The sequence below is a fragment of the Desulfobacter curvatus DSM 3379 genome (genome assembly GCF_000373985.1).
Classification (GTDB): Bacteria; Desulfobacterota; Desulfobacteria; order Desulfobacterales; family Desulfobacteraceae; genus Desulfobacter; species Desulfobacter curvatus.
In genome coordinates this window covers 1-19354 of sequence record NZ_KB893069.1, presented here as the reverse complement: position 1 = coordinate 19354, position 19354 = coordinate 1, and the positions used below count along the sequence as shown (strand labels likewise).

Here is a 19354-nt window from a genome sequence, read left to right as displayed (position 1 = left end):
TCACCGGATATACATGGGAATATTGGTAATAATATTGGTCGTAAACTCCATCAGCTTTTCCATCATCCAGGGGGCGGCAAACAAAAGCCCGATAAAAACGGCGAGGATCTTGGGTACAAAGGTCAAAGTCATCTCCTGGATCTGGGTCACCGCCTGGAACACACTGATGGCCAAGCCGGCAATCAGCCCTAGACCCAGCATGGGCATGGACAAAAGGATCGTAAGGATGATGGCCTGTTTGGCAAAGGCTATTACAAATTCAGGGGTCATTTCACACTCCAAAGCTTTTAATCATGGAACCTGCAATCAAATGCCAGCCGTCCACAAGGACAAAGAGCATCAGCTTGAAAGGCAGGGAAATCATAACCGGGGGCAGCATCATCATGCCCATGGCCAGCAGCACCGAGGCCACGACCATATCAATGACAAGAAAGGGAACGTACAGAATAAAGCCGATGATAAATGCTGTTTTAAGCTCGGAAATCACATAGGCCGGAATCAGTGTTAAAAGCGACACATCATCCCGGGTTTCAGGCTTTTTTACACCGGCTTCTTTGACAAACAGGGCAATGTCGGCTTCCCTGGTGTTGAGCAGCATAAACTTTCGTATGGGCTTCTGGGCTTCAGTAAAGGCTGTTTCATAGGAGATTTCACGTTCAAGATATGGGTTTAAGGCTTTGTCATACACCTCTAACGCCACGGGTTTGATGATAAAAAACGTCATGAACAGCGAAAGCCCTACAATTACCTGATTGGGCGGGCTTGACTGGGTTCCGATGGCCTGGCGCAGAAAATGAAACACCATGGTTATACGGGTAAAAGGCGTCATGAGGATCAAAATAGCCGGGGCCAGGGTAATGATGGTTAGAAGAGCAATAATTTCGAGGACCACCGCCACTTCTTCGGGCTCCTGGGCTGTGCTGACATTAAGTTCCAGGGAAGGAATCGGGAAGGTGACAGCCTCTGCCGTATCAGCAACGCCTGCGATCATCATGGCTGTAACCACGATTAATCCAATCCAGCCGGCCGACCGGAGATAATTAATCATGATATTTCTCCTTTACCGGAATCCTTACGGGAATCGGAAGATTCATTCCCCAAGGGCATTTTATGCACACTGTTGTCTTTAATTAGACTCTTTTTGAGCAGATTGTGAAATTTGTTGGCCGTTTCGAGGGGTTCCGATGCCGTTACCGTATTCGGTGGCTTGTCAAAACGGGCTAAAGACGAAATGCCGGCCGGCGAAACCCCAATGAGAACCGATTCATCTTGGACGGCCACCAGCACCAGTTTTTCTTTGGGGGATAAGTGATGGACCGATAACACCTTGATCAGTGCCATCGAACCTTTATTTCCAAATCGGCCCGAGAATCTGCGGACAAGATAAAGGGCGATGAGAAAAAAAGCCAGAACAGCAAACAGCATGCCGAAGCTTTTGCCGAACGCCATCCACATATCCATATCCGTATTCATTGGTCTTCTGCAGCCAGGGATTTGACGCGGTCAATGGGCGTAATGACGTCGGTAAGACGAACGCCGAATTTTTCATTGACCACCACAACTTCTCCCCGGGCAATGAGCTTACGGTTGATATATACTTCCAAGGGTTCTCCGGCCAGTTTGTTCAACTCAATAATGGACCCTTGGGCCAGCTGCAAAAGATCGTTGACCAGCATCTTTGTTTTGCCCAGTTCCACGGACAGTTCCAAAGGGATATCCAGGATAAAATCCAGCTCCCTTGCGCCACGCTCCTCATCGTGTCCGGATTCTTCTTCCAGATCTTCTCCTATATTTTCTTCATTTATCGTGCCGTTTTCATCAACCATGTTTACCCCTCACAGTCGGTTATAATTTTTTCGTTGATTTTAAATGCCTGAAATCCCCGCTGTACACCGATGAAACCTGTCAGTTTCACAAGCCCTCCCACAAAGCAGGACAAAGGATCTGATGCGTCATTATCCAGTTGGATGACATCACCGGGCTGCATATACAACAGCCGTTCGCCGGTGATCTCGGTCTTACCCAGAAGAATTCTCAAATCGACCTCGGAGTGAAGAATGACCTCTTCAATCATACGCCGCCAGTTATAATCGATCTCTTCGATTTCGGCCTGGACACCGGATGACAGCTTATTTCGCATGGGTTCGATCATGGAATAGGGGTAACAGACCACAAGATTACCTGCAGCCTGCTCCAGTTCGATTTCAAACCGGGTGACAATGACAAGGTCTGTGGGCAGTACGATGGCCGTGAACTGCGGGTTCATTTCCGACCGGATCAAGGATGCCTTTACCGGTTCTATGGGGGCCCAGGACGCTTCAATATTTTTCAGAACAGCCACCACGGCCTTTTTGATCATCACCTCTTCAATGCGGGTGAATTCACGGCCCTCCACCCTTGCTTTTCCCAAGGCTTCACCGCCAAAAAAAGTATCAATGAGGTTATAGACCAGCTGGCTTTCAAATACCACCAGGCCATGCCCCCTTAACGGCTCCATCCTGAATACATGAAGACTTGTGGGTACCGGAAGACTGCGAACGAATTCAGAAAACTTCAGGGTGTCAAAGGGGTTGGCAGACACATCCACATTGGTTTGAAGCAGTGAAGACAATGTGGCCCGAACTTCCCTGGACAGACGTTCGTTAATAACGTCAAAGGTGGGCATTCTTGCCCTGACCACCTTGTCCTGGCTGGTGAAATCATAGGCAACGACCCCCTCAACCGGCTCCTCGGCAATCTCCGGAATATCGGTTTCGGTTTCTACTTCTCCGGAATCCAGTCCGTCTAGTAGACTGTCAACCTCGTCCTGGGATAGAATTTCACTCATGGCACCATCACTGCATTATAAAATTAGTAAAATAAATATGCCTTATGGCAACGTTGGGAAAAATTTGATTAATTCGGTTGAGAAGTGTAAATTTCAATTTAAGTTTGCCCTGGGGGCTTCGCAGGTCCATCCATCTCATTTGTCGCATCTGGGTTTCAATTATTTTTCTTATCCTGGGCTCCATGGTATACACCTGTCTTCGAAATCCGGGTTCCATCATTTCAAGGGCGATACCAAGGGATATGTAATGCATATTTGAATCTTGTCTTAACAAAATCTGTTCAAAGGGTTCAAGTTGTACAATATCCTCAAATATCGTTTTGCTCTGATCTTCCAGGGCCGCCTGTATGCTTTCCTCGGTCACGACATCTTCACCAGCCGGTTGTTCAGAAACCTTTTCTTCTTCTTCACCGCTGAACAGTAAAAAGAACGCACCGGCACCAATCGTGCCCAATAAGAGAATAAACAAAAGCAGAATAATGAGCAGCTTTTCTTTCCCTGACAGCAGTTTGCCGATAAATCCCTTTTTGACGGATTCTTCATTTGAATCTTCGCCAGTAACGTTCATGGATTCGGTCAGTTCATCGCCTTCGATATTTTCCAGCAGATCTTCAGCCACAATACCTCCCAAAATAATCTGGTCGTTCGTTCGCTGATCCAGCCGGCCCTTGCAGGCTGAATTGCGAATGTCCTTGATAAATCAGGTTTTGTAAGAAAATCTGTGTAACGAACACAGATTTTTCAACGTTCGTTGTGGGCCGAAGCCTGGGTGTAGTATAGACCAAGGACGGCCCATGGCCGTTATGAGGAATGATAGCAAACCTTATGCCAGCCCGCATTGATTTTACCTGGATGGTGCGGAAAACTAAACGTTTATGGTAAAGATTATAGGAAAGAAGAGAGATTTGCAAAATTATTTATTTTAGTAACGTTTAAACATGAAATAAAAACGTCACTTTTACCATGGATCTGTCAATGTTTTGACAGATCCATGGTAAAGGAGGCTTATGCAACAAAGTGCAGCGACCCACTGTCATTTAGGACAGCGTTCTGGGCCGTTAAATTATCTGACAGGTCATCCTGGGCATCATCTCCTGATCCACGCGTTGCCTGCTTCTTTCCGGCTGATTGATCTTGGGCCCGGGCATCGGCCATGGACTGTTGGAAATCACTGCTCATGTCAACTTCAAAACTCTCAAGGTTAATACCCGAGGAAGAGAGCATGGTTTTGATTTCATTGACATTGGCTGCCAAAATATCTTTTGCTGACTGGTGTTCAGTAATTACGCTGACCTTCATGGAATTGCCATTATGGTCAATACTCATGTATACCCGGCCTAACTCAGGGGGCTTCAGTTGCATTCGGATGGTGTCGCTACCGGTATTGATCGACCGGACAATGCTTTTGCCCACCTGCCGGGTGACAAAGTCCGGTAGTGTGGAAAAGGCCTGCCGGCTTTGTTGTGTGCCTGAAGTCCCTACAGTCTGCGTTGTGGTTGATTTTTCCACGCCAAAAATAAGGTTCTGGGTTTCTGAACCTTTCGATGTTGTATCCCCTGACAGGGCATTGGTGTTGGAAGCCATTTTTTCCAGGGCCGCAGCATCGGCTTGGGCTGCTTTGACGGAGTTCTGTGATGCAGATTCTTTGGCTGTTCTTGTTGTGTCGGAAAAATTGTTGGCTATTTTAAATGCACCATCAGAATCGCTTTCTCTTGTTTGAGTGTTCGTGGGTGCGCTATTGGAAGCATCCTTTGCACTTACGTCTCCCCCTCTGATTTGATCCATGAACTGAACCTGGACCCGATCCTCAATTTCCTTTACCATGGCATTCGAATTTGCGCTGAGCGTTATGGCAGCATCGACGGTTTCCTCACTGTCTTCTTGAATATTCAGTCCGGAAAGAAGTTGATTAAGCAATCCGTGGTGACCGGACTGGGTTGCCAGTGCCTCAAAAGGATCCGTTGTGAAGACCTCTGATACGGATTCTTCAGTTTGGTTCGATAAATTATCTTTTTTCAGATCAAGCTTCTGGACAAAGGCATCAATTAATGTGGCCAGGGTCAACGGCTCGTCAGATTCTTCAATAAAAGAATCCAGATCAAGCTGTTTCAAAAGGGTCATATATGCGTCATCTTCATCGGTCTGACAGGTCAAGCCGGATTCATTGGCCGTATCCAAAAGCTGCTTTAACTGTTCGATAAAATCGTCAAAATCAAATCCCTGAGTCCCTTCGGAAACGTTATCCATGATTGAGGTAATTTGCTGCTCATCCACCCCCATCATTGACAAAAGGGATTTGATATATGGCAAATCAGAGGTCGGCATGAGTGTCTCTGCCTGGGTGATATCTTCATCCTCGGCAAGGGGTAGTTCAAACAAATCATCCATGAAATCGGACACAGATATCAGGTCGGTACCCTCTTCAAAGGTAAGGGTCAAATCCGCCATCAGTTCTTCAACGGAAGCCTGGTCAAAACCTGCTTGAACAAGCAGATCTCCAAGAGCTTCAAGCCCGTTTTCATCCAGGGATAGATTGTCCAGATCGCTATTGGAAAGGGATAAAAGCAGATTTTTCAATTCCGTGAGAAATTTGGTGCCTCCGCCATTTTCCAGCACATTTTCAATGTCTGAGACCTTTTGTTTCGTCGTTCGGACAAGAAAATTGGATTTCTCCACTGTGGACATTTCTGCGTTCTGTTCCCCCGTGGACAGATTGGTCATTTTCGCATTGGTGTTGACCTCATTCGTGCTTTCCATGTCCGGGGCTTGCTGCATGGCCTTGTCCAACTGCCCCTGAAATGCGGATGCCCCAGCATCACTGTCTGTGGACGTGGTGGCGGTACTGGTTACACCCATGAGGGCGTTTGAAGAATTTCCTGTCAGTAACGCATTGATGTCTGAAGTATTGGATAACATGAGTCACCTTTAATTTATGGGCCTTTTTTATTCGTTTTACTGTCAAAAGAGCAACAGTCATGCCAATTAATGAACTTGAGATGTAATAATTAATATTTTCAATGTGTTGAGGGGGCATTGCTTGCGTGTGAAATTAGAAATGTTATAATTGGCAGGGCAGGAATTTCCCATAAAAGACATCACGGGGGAAATAATTACCTGTTTTCCTGACAGTTACCCCGGCGTACCGTGGCTATTGTGAATTTTGTTTTGTTTCCACAGGGGTAAAGAATCGAAAGGTACTTCCTTCACTGTATCTGCTTTCTACGGTGATGACGCCATTGTTTACTTGTGCAATCCCCAGAACAACAGGTAAATCCAACCCTTTCCCGGTCACCTTGGTCGAAAAAAACGGATCAAATATTTTTTCGATGTTCTGTTCTTCAATCCCACAACCCGAGTCGGTTACCGCCAGGCAGGCATATTCATTGCGGTCGGGTATCCAGTCTACAGGGAAGCGATTCTTTTTGGGTATTTTGTTGGCGAGGACAGTTTTTAAACTAAGATGGATGGTGCCATGTTTTTTATAGGATTCTGCGGCATTGGTGACAAGGTTGGTGACAAGCTGCTGAATTTGAGCCTCATTCCCGTAGATTATGGGGCCCTGATCCGGGAAATCCGTTTCCAGAACAATATTGACCGGCAGTGAGGCACGAAGAAGATGTATGGTCATGCTGCAGGCTTTGCCCATATCCATTTGCATTTTTCCGGAAGCGTTCTTCCCCAGGTAGGTAAGCATCAACCCATTGACTTTGGCGGCCTTTTGAACAACTTCCATGGATTTTATCAGATTTTGAAGAGGGGATTTATTCCTCTCAATTAATTTAATGCCCACTTCCAGATTCCCCATAATAGCCATCAGGTGATTGTTGAAGTGGTGAGCAATCGCTCCGGCCATTCGGCTAAGACTTTCCTGTTTTTTAAGGTGCCAATTTTGAATTCTCAGTTCCTCCATATCCCTTGTCGCTTTTTTTTGTTCAGTGATATCATGAACAATGGAATGGAGATATTTTTTGCCGTTCATCTCAACGCCACTGCTAAACACCTCAACGTCTCGTATGGAACCGTCGGCCAACCGGTGTTGGAAATCAAAAAAAATGCGTTCTTTGTTCTTCGCATTTCCCATTAATTGTTTGATTTCGTCAAAGGGTTTTGTGTTGATTTGATCAATATTCATTTGCGCAAGTTTGCTGCAAGACCATCCATAAAAATCCGCGGCAGCCTTGTTGGCCGCTATAATCCGGCCGGAATCAGGATCAAGAATGAGTTTGACGGCGGCATGATTTTCAAACAGATTTCGAAATGACCGTTCGTTTTTTCGAAGTACTTTTTCGGCATTTTTTCGATTTGTAATATCCCGAACAACGGCAAGGATGTATGGTTTTTCATTTTGATAGAAAATGTTTGAATTTATTTCAACGGGAAATGTTTCACCTGTTTTTTTGATATGCGATGTTTCAAAAACAAGCTGCCCTTCTTTAAGTAATTTTTCTCTACAAATGGGTTGGGCATGCCCATTCACATCGGGCTCGACGGTTATATCAGGTGCCGAAAGATTCATTAACTCATCATGGGTATATCCATATCGCTTACAGGCGATGTCATTAACTTCAACAAAGGATTCAAAACTCTCTTGTTTCAAGGGATGAATAAAAATTGCGTCATTGATGGAATTGAAAAAGGTCTTCATTCTTTCCGATTGTGCGAAAAGTTCTGCCTTCGCCAATTTCGATTCGGTAATATCCATGACATTGCCGATGATTTTTTCAACCTTATTACCTTTCCAGATAGGTTCGCCTACGGTTTTAATCCATATTTTTTTTCCTGACGATTTTCGAAATTCAAACTCAAGGTCATAGGCAACCCCTTCCTTTTCACACCTATGAAAAGCATCCAATATTGTCTGTTGGTCTTCTGAGCTATAGCATGCAAGCCCTGCATTCAGATGTTCAGGCGAACCCGGTTCAAACTGATTGGGATCAAATTCATGCAGCCGATACAATTCTGTTGTCCAATACATCGTTTGTTGGTCTATATTCCATTCCCATCCACCTGCTTTTGCCAGGCGTTCAGCATTCGCAAGCAGTTGTTGGCTACGTTCCAGTTGCTCGGATATCAGTTTGCTTTCTGTGATATCCGTGATGATGTGAATATACTTTGAGGGCTTCCCTTTGGAATCGAGAATCGGGTCTACAACGACTTCAAACCATCTTTCATTAATTTGGAGTTCAATGGATTCTTGTTGTAAGCTTTGGCCGGCTTTTAGAAGAGGACACTCCTTAACCGGTCGGTCAGTACCATGAACGATTTCCCAGCATTTTTTCCCGATTATTTCTAACTTGGTGTGATTGAATAGGCGGTTGGCAGCATTATTGGATTTTAAGATATAGTGATCTTTATCAATAATCCAAACGGCAGACTTCATTGCATTGAAAGCAGAATAAAATTCCTTTTCAGAATTCAATCTTTTATTTTTAGACGCAGAATCCCTTAACGCTTTAATTTTTTTAAATAATGATTTTAACAAAATGTTTTAGGCCCCGAGAACCTTTACGATTTTTGTCAATCAGTTTTTTGATAGAAGCACCCTCTGCGGTCCCTATTTCCCGCACAGATTTAAAAATATGGAATGAATAAATTTAACACAAAATCAATGAACGTTCCTAATGTTATTTTTTTCAAACCCCTTAGTTCCTGATCAGGTCAAGGATCGCTTCAATATCGGCCACAGCTTTTTCCCGGCTGACCTCCTGCCATCCCTGCTCCCGGATGCGGGTCAGCTCTTTGAGGAATTTTCCCAGGGACTGGGTGTACTTTGCCGAAAGCCCTAACCCGTCGGTCTCCCTGCCTTTAATTTCACCACTTTCACGGCGCTGGGCCTGGACTTCGTTAAAGGCCTTATTAATGGATTTTTCCCCGGCCTGAACCTGTTCCTGGATATCGGGGCTGCCGTATTCCATGACCTTTCTGGCTTTGTCTACTTTCTGGGGGCTGATGCCCAGCTCTTTAGCCCGGATTTCGTTTTCCGCCTTGCGCGTGGTTTTTTGACCCGCTTCATTTTTTTTGTGCACAACATCCAAAAGCGCCAGACACTTTACAATATCATCGTCAGACATGTTGCGCCGGTTCCGTTGGGCATGGAAGCTGTAAAGCAGGGCGTCATCCTCGTCCTCAAATGATTTGTATACTACCGGCACCTGATCCAGGTGTGTGTTTCTGGCGGCTGTAAATCGGGTATGGCCGTCCACGAGCACATTTTCCTCTTTCCAGACCACCAGGGGAAATACCGGATCAAACCCATTGACCTCCATGTCCTGGCTGATGGCAGCCAGGGTCTCCTCCTGGATGGGGAACAGTTTTTCAAAGGGTTGCCGAGTCGTTAAGACGTCAGGGTTTACAAAGGTTGTGTTTAATTCCATTATTTTTCCTGAGTGAAGGGGGTTTTGGGGTTAATGCGGAAGGCCTAACTTTTCTTTAATGGTTTGGATCCCTGTCTTTTCAACAAAACGGGAGGTCCTTTTTTTGGCCGGGGCTGTTTCACAGTAAAAGTCGAGAAATTTTTGGCAAAGTTCTATGGCTTTTTCGGTAGGCAACTCTTTTGCCAGTTCATCGGCAATTCTTGGTTTCATGCCGGAATTACCGCCCACAAACATGCGCCAGCCTTTGGGTGTTCCGATGAAGCCGATGTCCCGCAGCCGAGATTCTGCACAGCTGAAGGTGCAGCCGGAAATGCCCAGTTTGATTTTGGCCGGGGTTGGAATGGATCCATATTTTTCCTCAAGGATTTTGGCAAGCCCCATGGCATCCTGTTGCCCGAATTTACACCACGTTGTTCCCTGACAAGCCTGGACATAGTGTCCGCCGGTTCTGAACGGCATGGCATCACACAGGGCATTTATTTTTTCTCTGCTCAGTCCATAAAATCCAATGCGCTGTCCCGAGGTCAGCTTCACCGCCGGCACTTCATAGATTCGGACTAGTTCAGCCATTTTCTCCAGATCCCGGGCGCGGAGTTGTCCGGAAGGCGGTGTGATCCGGGCCGCAAATGTTTTACCGTCCCGTTGCAGGATTACACCGGGAGGAAGGGGTTTTTCTTGTGACATATATGGTCTCCAGGGGTTTTGTAACAGCTTTTTGAGAGTTGTTATTTTCGCTAAAACTTCGATGAAGTATAATTCGATATTTTTCAAATTCAAGGGCAAAGCCTCTTTTGGCCTTGTTCTGTCGAACTGAGTAGAACCGTATGCTCCCGTTCACATTAACTGTATGCAGGTTATACGTGAGTACCATGATACGCTGCCTTGAAAATATAGGCTGATACATATATAAGTGGAAAAAAGTCCGATACACATAACGGCGTTTACACCCATGCCCCGACTTAATTATTTTTTTCCGCTATTGCTTGCGGTTTTTATTATCCTGTTTCCCCCTACCGGGATACCCCATCCCCATGTATTCATTTCCCAGCGTACCGGTTTTGTTTTTGATGATAAGGGACTGGCCGGTTTCAGGGTGAACTGGGCTTTTGATGAAATGTTTTCCGTTATGATCAGCGAGGATTTTGACTCAGACCATAACCAGGCCCTGGATGCCAACGAAGTGGCGGTGATTAAGGAAAAGGCATTTGGTTATATTGCCCCGTACAATTATTACATCCATGTCCGAATAGACGGGAAGCCCTTTGAGGTAAAATTCATTAAATCATTTAATGCATGGCTTGATAATGGGACCGTCTGTTATGAATTTTTCATTCCCTGCCATGTCGTAGCTGTGGATACACCCAAGCAGGTGGTTTTATCTCCCTATGACCCGGAATACTATTCCGATATCTATTTTCCTGATAAGACGCCTTTAAATTTGGAAAATGCAGAGGCCTTTTCCATTGAGACACAGACTGCCAGGGACCAATCCACCCTGATCTATTATGATACGGTAAATCCCATGGCAATTTTTCTTTCGTTTAAACGAAAATAAACATTAAGTATATTTAAAACCGAAGTCAAGACGCTCCTGCAACGATATCCCAAAGGGCCCGGACCCGGGGATTGGAAAGGTTTGCATCCCGTGTGCAAAGGGCTATTTCATAGGGGGGCAGTTCCGGCATGTTGTCCAAGGCAACAATATTCCGGTAAAGTGGGCTTTTGTCAAGCACCAGCCGGGGCACAAGGCCGATACCAAAGCCCAGGTTCACCAGGGCGATAATGGCTTCATGGCCTGTGACCTGGGAATAAATGCGCGGGACCACGGCGTTTTCAACGAACCATTTATCAATACGTTCCCTGCTTAAGCCTTTGTCCGCAAGGATTAAAGGAAATTTTTTCCAGTCCGGTCCCCCTTTGCCGTCTGTTACCAGGACATCGGGATAATGCTTGGCCCCGATAAAAATCAGGGGACTGACAGCCATGTTTAAGAAACTGATCTGGACGCCGGGTTTTTCGGGAAGGGCTGCAATGACGGCATCTGCATCCCGGTTCATCAGTCGATCTATGGCCTGGGCAGGGTCTCCTGTTTCAAGGTGAATCTGCACGCCAGGGTGCAGGGCCCGGTAGTGGGGGATAAAGCTGGGCAAAATACTGTATGCGGCGGTCACCGAACAGTAAAGGGAGAGCTGGCCGGACAGAATCGCGTCCTTTGATAATTCCCCCTGGAGCCGTTCAAAGCGGCCAAGCACATCCTCTGCATATTTTTTAAAGACCTGTCCGGCATAGGTCAGTTCCACACAGCGGTTGCCCCGGATAAAAAGCTGTTTCCCCACATCGGTTTCCAGGCGCTGGATCACCCGGGTCAGGGCTGACGGCGAAATATTGCAACTCTGGCTTGTCCGGGAAAAATGCAGGGAGCCTGCCAGATGGTGAAATAATTCAAGGGTGCGTATATCCATTTTAACCTTAACATAGTTAATAACCGTATTTTCGCGTAGTTTAAACGAGCCTTTCATTATCTGCAATATAAAATTGCAAATGATTCATTTGACGCAACAATAGTTTTAAGCCATTTTATTTACAACATTTACCTAGTGTTTGAACGAGAAGTTGCCCAGATGCAAATTTTCCTGCAACGACTCAGATGGGTGACTTCTCGTTCAGACATTAAAATTAAGGAGACAAGATATGGGCACCAACTATTTCAACACCCTGCCGTTACGGCTGCAACTTGAGGAACTGTCCCAGTGCCGGTTCATGGACCCTTCGGAATTTAACGGGGTTGAGGCACTCAAGGGGAAAAAAATTGTGATTGTGGGATGCGGGTCCCAAGGTCTTCACCAGGGATTGAATTTAAGGGACAGCGGCCTGGATGTGTCCTATACGTTAAGGGAAGCCGCCATTTCCGGGAAACGCCAGTCCTGGAAAAATGCCACGGAAAACGGTTTTGCCGTAGGTTCCTATGAAGAGATGCTGCCCACGGCAGATCTGGTCATCAACCTGACCCCGGATAAACAGCACTCCAATGTCATTGAATCGGTCATGCCTTTGATGAAAAAGGACGCCTGCCTTTCCTATTCCCACGGATTCAATATTGTTGAAGAGGGTATGCAGATCAGAGAAGACCTCACCGTTATCATGGTGGCCCCCAAATCCCCGGGCACCGAAGTGAGGGAAGAGTACAAAAGAGGCTTTGGCGTGCCCACCTTGATTGCCGTGCACCGGGAAAACGATCCCCGAGGAGAGGGCTTTGAACTTGCCAAAGCCTATGCGGCCGGTACAGGCGGCCACAAGGCTGGTGTTTTACAGTCTTCATTTGTGGCCGAGGTGAAATCGGACCTCATGGGCGAGCAGACCATTTTATGCGGGGTGCTGCAGACAGGCGCGCTGCTGTGCTATGATAAGATGATTGAAGGCGGCATGGATGAGGGCTATGCATCCAAACTGGTTCAGTATGGCTGGGAAACCGTGACCGAAGCCCTGAAACACGGCGGTATCACCAACATGATGGACCGGCTGTCCAATCCGGCTAAAATCAAGGCCTTTGAATTGAGCGAGCAGCTCAAGGAGATCTGGACACCGTTGTACAACAAGCACATGGACGACATCATGACCGGTTATTTTTCGAAAACCATGATGGAAGACTGGGCCAATGATGACGCCAACCTGCTCAAATGGCGGGACCAGACCCAGGATACAGCGTTTGAAAAATCGATCTCCCAGGACGCAGATATTCCGGAGCAGGAATATTTTGACAACGGCATTCTCATGGTGGCCATGATCAAGGCCGGCGTTGAACTGGCCTTTGATACCATGGTGTCCGCCGGTATTATCGCCGAATCCGCCTATTACGAATCCCTGCATGAGGTGCCCCTGATCTCCAACCTCATTGCCAGGAAAAAACTGTATGAAATGAACGTGGTGATTTCAGATACTGCGGAATATGGTTGCTATCTGTTTGCCCATACCGCGGTGCCGTTGCTTAAAGATTTCATGGCAGGCCTTGATACTGATGTGATCGGTAAAGGCCTGGCACTTGAAGACAACAGCGTGGATAACATCCGTCTGATCCAGGTCAACGATGCTATCCGGAACCATCCTGTTGAAATTGTGGGTAAGAAACTGCGTGGATATATGGGTGCAATGAAGGCTCTGCGTTAATCCGTACCCATTTAAAAGACAGCGCGTTCGTCCAAGATCCGGATGAATACAAGCCTGTTTTACTTTTCAGCATTCCTTTGCTGGAATAACATCCTGCCAGTGCGACTTAAGCGTTGGTGCAGCCCTCCTGCACCAACGCTTGCCCCAAAAAAGAAAAATTGATTCCAAAAGAGCCGAAAAGTTACCAAGGAACTGGAAAAAGAGGCGAAAGACGTATTGAAAGAGCCTGCACCATGGCCGGACTCTACCACTTGCTGGAAAAGCATAACAAAAAATTGAATCCATAAAAACCTGTGGTAATACCATCGGCATTTTTGATATGATAATTGCGGCCCATGCCGGAAGCCGGGATATGGTGCTTGTAATCAATAATCAAAGGCATTTTCAAGAGGTGCCGGATCTTAAAATTGAAAACTGGGCCGGGTAATGCCGGTATATTTTATGGACAACCTAAACAAAAATATCGAACAGGCTTGCCAGGCAATTAAAGATGCAGATGCACTTTTTATAACGGCCGGTGCCGGTATGGGCGTCGATTCGGGTTTGCCCGATTTCAGGGGAAATGCAGGTTTCTGGAAAGCTTATCCGCCCATAGCGAAACTGGGCAAATCGTTCAGTGAAATGGCAGACCCTGTCTGGTTTGACAAACAACCTGAAATTGCCTGGGCGTTTTATGGGCACAGGTTGAATCTTTATCGTGAAACAATCCCCCACGAGGGCTTTTCAAAATTGCTTGATCTGGGAAGAAGCAAGCCGTACGGATATTTTGTATTCACCTCGAATGTTGACGGGCAGTTTCAAAAAGCCGGCTTTGACGATGCATTGATTGAAGAGTGCCATGGCTCTATCCACCATCTTCAATGCACCGGACCATGTTCCAGCGACATCTGGAAGATTGGGGAAGAAAAAATCAATGTTGATATGGAAGCGTTCAGGGCTACAGGAGAGTTGCCGAAATGTAAAAACTGCGGAAGACTGGCACGCCCCAATATTTTAATGTTTGGAGACTGGAACTGGATATCGCACCGCACCAGTGAACAAGGGGCACGTTTGCAGAAATGGCTTGAAAAGCTCAACAGCTTCAATGCAAAATTGGCCATTATTGAAATGGGGGCAGGCCTTGCCGTACCTACGGTAAGATATAAATCCCAACGAACCGGCCGGAACTTAAATTCAACCTTGATACGCATCAACCCAAGGGATTACCATGTCTGCCAAGGTGCCATCGGCCTGCCGCTTGGCGCCAGGGAAGGCATAAACCGGATTTTGTGCTGATGAATAAGAATGATTATCCAGAAGCCGGCTTACAAAGGCTCTTTCAAAAAGGGACCGATAATTTTGTACTCTTGCATAAAAATGGAAAAGCTGTCGCCTTTCAATCAAATCAGAATGGAAATGTTAATATCATTGATCGTCAAACTGATATTGACTTCAGCTCGACAGGCCTCTCATTACTTGACGATGGTTGGAAATGTGTTGGGCCGGGATTGCAATACAGCTGGTTGTTTGAATAATGCAATTGATTGGTTTTTTCGGCGGGCTTTCCAGACACCAGGGGGCACTTCGGTCAGCTTTCCTGTCAAAGGCCGGTGGCTCCACTCAAGCTTTTGTGGTCACCAATGCCATGATCGGGTTTATCGTCGATATGACCCGGATCGCCACATATGGGGTGATCCTCTTCGGCCTGGGTCAGTCAGATGCTATGGCTACGGGTATCTGGCCTCTGATTGCAACAGGATTGCAGCCGCTTTCATCGGTGTGAGAAGATGATTTCAGGTTTTAATTCATTTTGCTCATGTTTTTCTTGCATAAGTTGGCTGGGTAAGGATATTCTGTAGTTGCGTTTTTGCTCTAAACCGTCCACCTAAAAACGAACAGTCAGGGTCTGTCTATAACCCAATTGACCCATTTTGTCTAATCAACTGTTAGCCTCAAAAAACGAAAGGAGTGTGCACGAAATGAAAAAAATAATTACGTTAATGGCCGTGATGACTATAATAGCTTTTATTTTTTCTACCGACACGTTGGCACAGCGAGGAATGACGTGGAAAGGAAGTGGAGGCTGGAGACCAGGAGATCCTTACGGCAGGATGTACAACCCCCAGACCGTTGAGATGATCAGTGGTGAGGTTGTCACAGTTGATAAGATCACGCCTATGAAGGGCATGAATTACGGTGTGCACCTCATTCTTAAAACAGACAAGGAAATGATTTCTGTGCATCTTGGTCCGAGTTGGTATATTGAAAACCAGGACGTGAAAATTGTGCCTAAGGACAAAATCGAAGTTAAAGGTTCGCGAATCACATTTGAGGGCAACCCCACCCTGATTGCTGCGGAGGTAATGAAGGGTGGTGACGTGTTGGTACTTCGAGATGCAAGCGGTTTTCCTATTTGGAGCGGTTGGAGGCGTAGATAGTGCCCGACCGAAAACCGTAAATTTTGCCGATTACGGCATTGGTCTAAAATTTTAATCCTCGAAATACTCCATGTATTCCTCCGTTTAAAATTTTATCCCGCCTTGTACTCAACAAAATTTCCAGGTTTTCGTTCAGACACTATATAGCAATTTGATGGCGATGAAAGAGTTCGACTGACAGCCATGGGCTGACCTGGTCTATCGACACCCAGACTCAGCCCACAACGAAAGTTGAAAGATCTGTGTTAGTTACACAGACTTTCTTATAAAAACAGCCGGGATGAATTTCTCCCGGCTGTCGTATCATCTGTTTTTATGAACATTTCTCTGAGTCAGCATCCTGGTTTTTATCATAGGTATGCGCCTCAGACGTGGCTATGGACATTTTGTCCATGGTATGCTGCCGTTGTTCTTCTTTTTCTTTGACAATGTCCAAGCATTGTTTTTTCTCTGCCATCTCATTCACCTCCTTTATGGGTGTAACGCTCATTGCGCCTCCTGCCCTGCCGTCGTCACAGGGTTCTCTTGCCGGTTCGTTGGGCCTGGCATGCTCAGCGAATTCGGGCGCCATAGTGCAGGTGTCAAGATCCGCTGGATCTTCCTGTAATTTTATTTTGTCTTTTTCCATAAATTCACTTCTTTGTTGTTAAGCATTTATATGACAGCATAATACTGATTTTATGTTAGCCACTAAAGATTTTATTTGGCATAAATATATTTTATATGTTCCTGCTAAAAAAGATAAATAATGCTAAACAAAAATCAAGATGTGGAAATTATTATTCTATAATCTTAGCTCTGAATAACAATTTCATATAGCCATAATATTGATTAATCCTGAAATAGTCATATCTTTTCTACATAAGATTCAGCAAGGATTTGCGTGGGCTGTCCGAGATTTTGAATCTTCAATTGATAATACAGGCTGGATGTGCCAGATAAAATATGAAGATGATGATATGAAAAACTTTCAGTGTACAACCTGTGGTAAAATATCCACGGACAAAAACAAAATCTGTAAAGCGCAGGACGGAATCGGGGCGGGCTGTTTATATGTGTCACGACTGCAGTAGAGGAGCAGTCGGGCAGAAGACATCTTGCAATCCCGTCAAAATGGAGCCTTCTTATTTTTGCGGGACATGCGGGAACGCTGCCGTTGAAAAACGCGCTTTGTGTGAACCCGTTAAGCTGTAGATTGTAAACAAGGAAAATTATTTCAATAAATATGGGGACCTATAGTTTCAACATAGGTTTTGACTGAAATTGGCGCATAATTTTTTATAACAGCCATGGGCTGACCTGGTCTATCAGCACCCAGGCTCAGCCCACAACAAAGATAAAAAGAATCCAGTTAGTTGCTGGAGACTTTCATATAAACGGTCACGGACCGTCCTTGGTCTTTGACCGTGGTTCGCTCCACAACGAATATTGTAACATCTCTTTGGCTTACAGAGAGTTTCTTATAAAAAATTAAAGGAGACAGAGCCGTTTGGAAAGTGAAGGGGGGATTTATTTTCCTGGTTTTTTTATATTCATTCGTTTCATTCTCTCAATCAGCGTTGTGGGTTTGATGCCAAGCAGGCTGGCTGCACCGTCTTTATTGTAAATTTTCCATTTACAATGCGTGAGTGCCCGGATCATATTTTCCCGCTCTAATTGTTGAAAATCATGAATAGATAAAATGCCCTGTGCCTCTGCAGCGGGCAACTGCTGTGGTTCTTTGGTGACAGGACCTCCTTCTGCTTCTATGGTGAAATTAAAGCTCAGCCGCTTTGACCTTGATAGGATCATAGCCCTTTCAACGGCGTTTTCAAGTTCACGGACGTTCCCCGGCCAGTCATAAGACTGCAGATCCATTATATTTGCCTGGGTCAATTCAGGTTTCGGACGATTCATTTCTTTTGAGAGCTTCACAATAAAATGGGAGGCCAGCAGCGGGATGTCACCAATTCGGTCCCTTAGAGGTGGAACATGGATGGGAAAGACATTCAACCGGTAAAAAAGATCATCCCGGAATCTTTTTTGCTTAACTTCATCTGTCAAATTTTTATTGGTGGCGGCAATAACACGGACATCAACCTTTCGTGTTGTCTCCTCACCAAGGCGTTCATATTCCCCCTCCTGAAGGACTCGCAGCAGCTTGCTTTGAAGGGATAAAGGGATGTCACCGACTTCATCCAAAAAAATTGTACCGCCATTTGCAGCTTCAAATCGGCCGATTCTGTCTTTGACTGCACCCGTAAAGGCGCCTTTCACATGACCGAAAAATTCACTTTCATAGAGTTCCTTGGGGATGGCGGCGCAATTGACCCTGATGAATGCGGCGCTGCGCCTGCTGCTGTGCACATGGATTTCACGGGCAACGAGCTCCTTTCCGGTTCCCGACTCTCCTTGGATCAAAACGCTGGATTTGGTGGGTGACACCAGTTCTATTTGGGATATGATATTTTTCATCAACTGGCTCTGGCCGATGATCGTCCCATATTGAAGGGAGTCGGCAAGTTCCTGCTTGAGCAATATATTTTCCGCCTGCAGCCGGTCTTTGAGCAATTGTATTTCAGAGGTCCGTTCTGCCACGATTGTCTCAAGATGATCCCGGTGCGCTTTGAGTTCCAGTTCGATTTTTTTTTGTTTTGAAACGTCTTCGATCATGGCAATAATCATTTTTTCCCCTGTTCTGCTGTCTTTCACCAGAATGACCGCAAGACTTGCCCAGAAGATTTCCCCTGATTTCCGGATATATCTTTTTTCCATGCTGTAGTGATCAATCTCATTGGATATCAATTTTTTAAATAAAACCTGATTGGTATCCTGGTCATCCGGATGAGTAATCTGGGAAAAATGCATTCTCTTCAATTCCTCTTCCGGGTAGCCCATCATACGGCAAAGCGCCCGATTGGCTAAGCGGACATTTCCCTTAAGATCATTGATGGATGCGCCAAAAGGCGCATGCTTAAAAATTTTACGAAACTTTGATTCGCTTTCCCTTATGCTGTTCTCTGAAATGCGTAATTGGGAAACCCGTTCTTCAAGCGACAGATTCGCCTCTTTCAACGCGTCAACGTATTCGCTGCACTGGCCTTCCAGAAGCCTGCATTTATTCTCAAGCACTTTTAAGCTGTCTCTAGTATGGGGCATAAGGGGCACCTTTCCAAAGAATCACCGCATATTTTCCTCGAATATTTGAGATAAAGATATGCATAAATTGAGAAATCTCAATATTTTGAGTTTTCGAAAATGGTTTAAAAGCCAACAAAATCCTATGATTTCAATTGGTAATAAAATTTTAATGCCTTTGGCATAAGAATTGTTTTAATGGGCGCATTCCCATTTTCCCGGTCATGCCGCCGGCATTGGATTGTGCGTGGTTGCCATGAGTTTCAAACAATCCCAACGCCCTGCTTTAAAGTATGATCGTAGCATAATCATTTTTTCTGCATTTTCCCGATACCAAAAAGTGCATGGACCTTTCAGACGTAAATTCACCACCCTACGAATTGAACTTTCAATAGCACCGCTGCCAATAGGTAAATTCAACGCTTTTACAGTGGGGAAATCAAGCCGTCTTTCAT

19 protein-coding genes and 1 pseudogene are annotated in these 19354 nt (G+C 45.6%); 6 read left to right on the top strand and 14 right to left on the bottom strand.

Going from position 1 to position 19354, the window contains the following annotated elements:
* The 10 genes from fliQ to B147_RS0116005 form a co-directional block, all read right to left on the bottom strand.
* A complete protein-coding gene (fliQ, locus tag B147_RS0116050) occupies positions 1–270 on the bottom strand; it encodes a flagellar biosynthesis protein FliQ (RefSeq protein ID WP_020588221.1) in 270 nt (89 codons plus the stop codon).
* A 1-nt stretch (position 271) separates the two neighbouring features.
* Entirely contained in the window at positions 272–1048 is a 777-nt protein-coding gene (gene fliP, locus B147_RS0116045) for a flagellar type III secretion system pore protein FliP (RefSeq protein WP_020588220.1), read from the bottom strand.
* Positions 1045–1473, bottom strand: coding sequence for a flagellar biosynthetic protein FliO (gene fliO, locus B147_RS0116040; RefSeq protein ID WP_020588219.1), 429 nt, complete (start codon positions 1471–1473; stop codon positions 1045–1047). Before fliO ends, fliP begins: the two co-directional genes overlap by 4 nt.
* Positions 1470–1826: a flagellar motor switch protein FliN gene (gene fliN, locus B147_RS0116035; protein WP_020588218.1), complete on the bottom strand. Its 357-nt coding sequence runs from the start codon at positions 1824–1826 to the stop codon at positions 1470–1472. Before fliN ends, fliO begins: the two co-directional genes overlap by 4 nt.
* Before the next feature lie 2 nt (positions 1827–1828).
* On the bottom strand, positions 1829–2827 hold the full coding sequence (fliM, locus tag B147_RS0116030; RefSeq protein WP_020588217.1) for a flagellar motor switch protein FliM: 999 nt from the start codon (positions 2825–2827) through the stop codon (positions 1829–1831).
* Between the two features lie 7 nt (positions 2828–2834).
* The gene (locus B147_RS0116025; RefSeq protein ID WP_245569032.1) at positions 2835–3446 is read right to left on the bottom strand and encodes a flagellar basal body-associated FliL family protein; all 612 of its coding nucleotides are present in this window, start codon (positions 3444–3446) and stop codon (positions 2835–2837) included.
* A gap of 386 nt (positions 3447–3832) precedes the next feature.
* The gene (locus B147_RS0116020) at positions 3833–5743 is read right to left on the bottom strand and encodes a flagellar hook-length control protein FliK (RefSeq protein WP_020588215.1); all 1911 of its coding nucleotides are present in this window, start codon (positions 5741–5743) and stop codon (positions 3833–3835) included.
* Between the two features lie 232 nt (positions 5744–5975).
* Complete coding sequence (locus B147_RS0116015) at positions 5976–8309, bottom strand: PAS domain-containing sensor histidine kinase (protein WP_020588214.1); 2334 nt, start codon at positions 8307–8309, stop codon at positions 5976–5978.
* Between the two features lie 160 nt (positions 8310–8469).
* The gene (locus B147_RS0116010) at positions 8470–9201 is read right to left on the bottom strand and encodes a ParB N-terminal domain-containing protein (protein WP_020588213.1); all 732 of its coding nucleotides are present in this window, start codon (positions 9199–9201) and stop codon (positions 8470–8472) included.
* A 30-nt stretch (positions 9202–9231) separates the two neighbouring features.
* The gene (locus tag B147_RS0116005; RefSeq protein ID WP_020588212.1) at positions 9232–9885 is read right to left on the bottom strand and encodes a nitrite/sulfite reductase domain-containing protein; all 654 of its coding nucleotides are present in this window, start codon (positions 9883–9885) and stop codon (positions 9232–9234) included.
* 265 nt (positions 9886–10150) lie between these two features.
* Between B147_RS0116005 and B147_RS30445 the strand changes: the two genes are divergently transcribed.
* On the top strand, positions 10151–10756 hold the full coding sequence (locus tag B147_RS30445; RefSeq protein WP_020588211.1) for a DUF1007 family protein: 606 nt from the start codon (positions 10151–10153) through the stop codon (positions 10754–10756).
* A 25-nt stretch (positions 10757–10781) separates the two neighbouring features.
* Here the strand turns inward: B147_RS30445 and ilvY are convergent, their stop codons facing one another.
* Positions 10782–11663: an HTH-type transcriptional activator IlvY gene (ilvY, locus tag B147_RS0115995; RefSeq protein WP_020588210.1), complete on the bottom strand. Its 882-nt coding sequence runs from the start codon at positions 11661–11663 to the stop codon at positions 10782–10784.
* A 229-nt stretch (positions 11664–11892) separates the two neighbouring features.
* Here ilvY and ilvC point away from each other — a divergent pair, with 229 nt between their 5' ends.
* The 5 genes from ilvC to B147_RS0115960 all read left to right on the top strand — a co-directional run bounded on the left by ilvC (position 11893) and on the right by B147_RS0115960 (position 15782).
* On the top strand, positions 11893–13365 hold the full coding sequence (gene ilvC / locus B147_RS0115990; RefSeq protein ID WP_020588209.1) for a ketol-acid reductoisomerase: 1473 nt from the start codon (positions 11893–11895) through the stop codon (positions 13363–13365).
* 441 nt (positions 13366–13806) lie between these two features.
* Positions 13807–14640: an SIR2 family NAD-dependent protein deacylase gene (locus B147_RS0115975; protein ID WP_033397532.1), complete on the top strand. Its 834-nt coding sequence runs from the start codon at positions 13807–13809 to the stop codon at positions 14638–14640.
* Positions 14640–14879, top strand: a complete 240-nt coding sequence (locus B147_RS0115970; RefSeq protein WP_020588205.1) for a hypothetical protein — start codon at positions 14640–14642, stop codon at positions 14877–14879. Before B147_RS0115975 ends, B147_RS0115970 begins: the two co-directional genes overlap by 1 nt.
* Positions 14879–15127 carry a hypothetical protein gene (locus B147_RS0115965; protein WP_020588204.1) on the top strand — a complete coding sequence of 83 codons (249 nt, stop codon included), beginning with the start codon at positions 14879–14881 and terminating at the stop codon, positions 15125–15127. The genes B147_RS0115970 and B147_RS0115965 overlap by 1 nt, the downstream gene beginning before the upstream one ends.
* Before the next feature lie 196 nt (positions 15128–15323).
* Complete coding sequence (locus B147_RS0115960; RefSeq protein ID WP_020588203.1) at positions 15324–15782, top strand: MamS/MamX family magnetosome protein; 459 nt, start codon at positions 15324–15326, stop codon at positions 15780–15782.
* Between the two features lie 313 nt (positions 15783–16095).
* Here the strand turns inward: B147_RS0115960 and B147_RS0115955 are convergent, their stop codons facing one another.
* From B147_RS0115955 to B147_RS32485, 3 genes and pseudogenes are all read right to left on the bottom strand, one after another.
* Positions 16096–16410 carry a hypothetical protein gene (locus B147_RS0115955; RefSeq protein WP_020588202.1) on the bottom strand — a complete coding sequence of 105 codons (315 nt, stop codon included), beginning with the start codon at positions 16408–16410 and terminating at the stop codon, positions 16096–16098.
* 881 nt (positions 16411–17291) lie between these two features.
* Positions 17292–18920 (bottom strand): sigma-54 interaction domain-containing protein, encoded by a 1629-nt coding sequence (locus tag B147_RS28625; protein ID WP_020588200.1) that lies wholly within the window; start codon positions 18918–18920, stop codon positions 17292–17294.
* A 201-nt stretch (positions 18921–19121) separates the two neighbouring features.
* Positions 19122–19354, bottom strand: a pseudogene (locus B147_RS32485) (hypothetical protein); the annotation flags it as partial.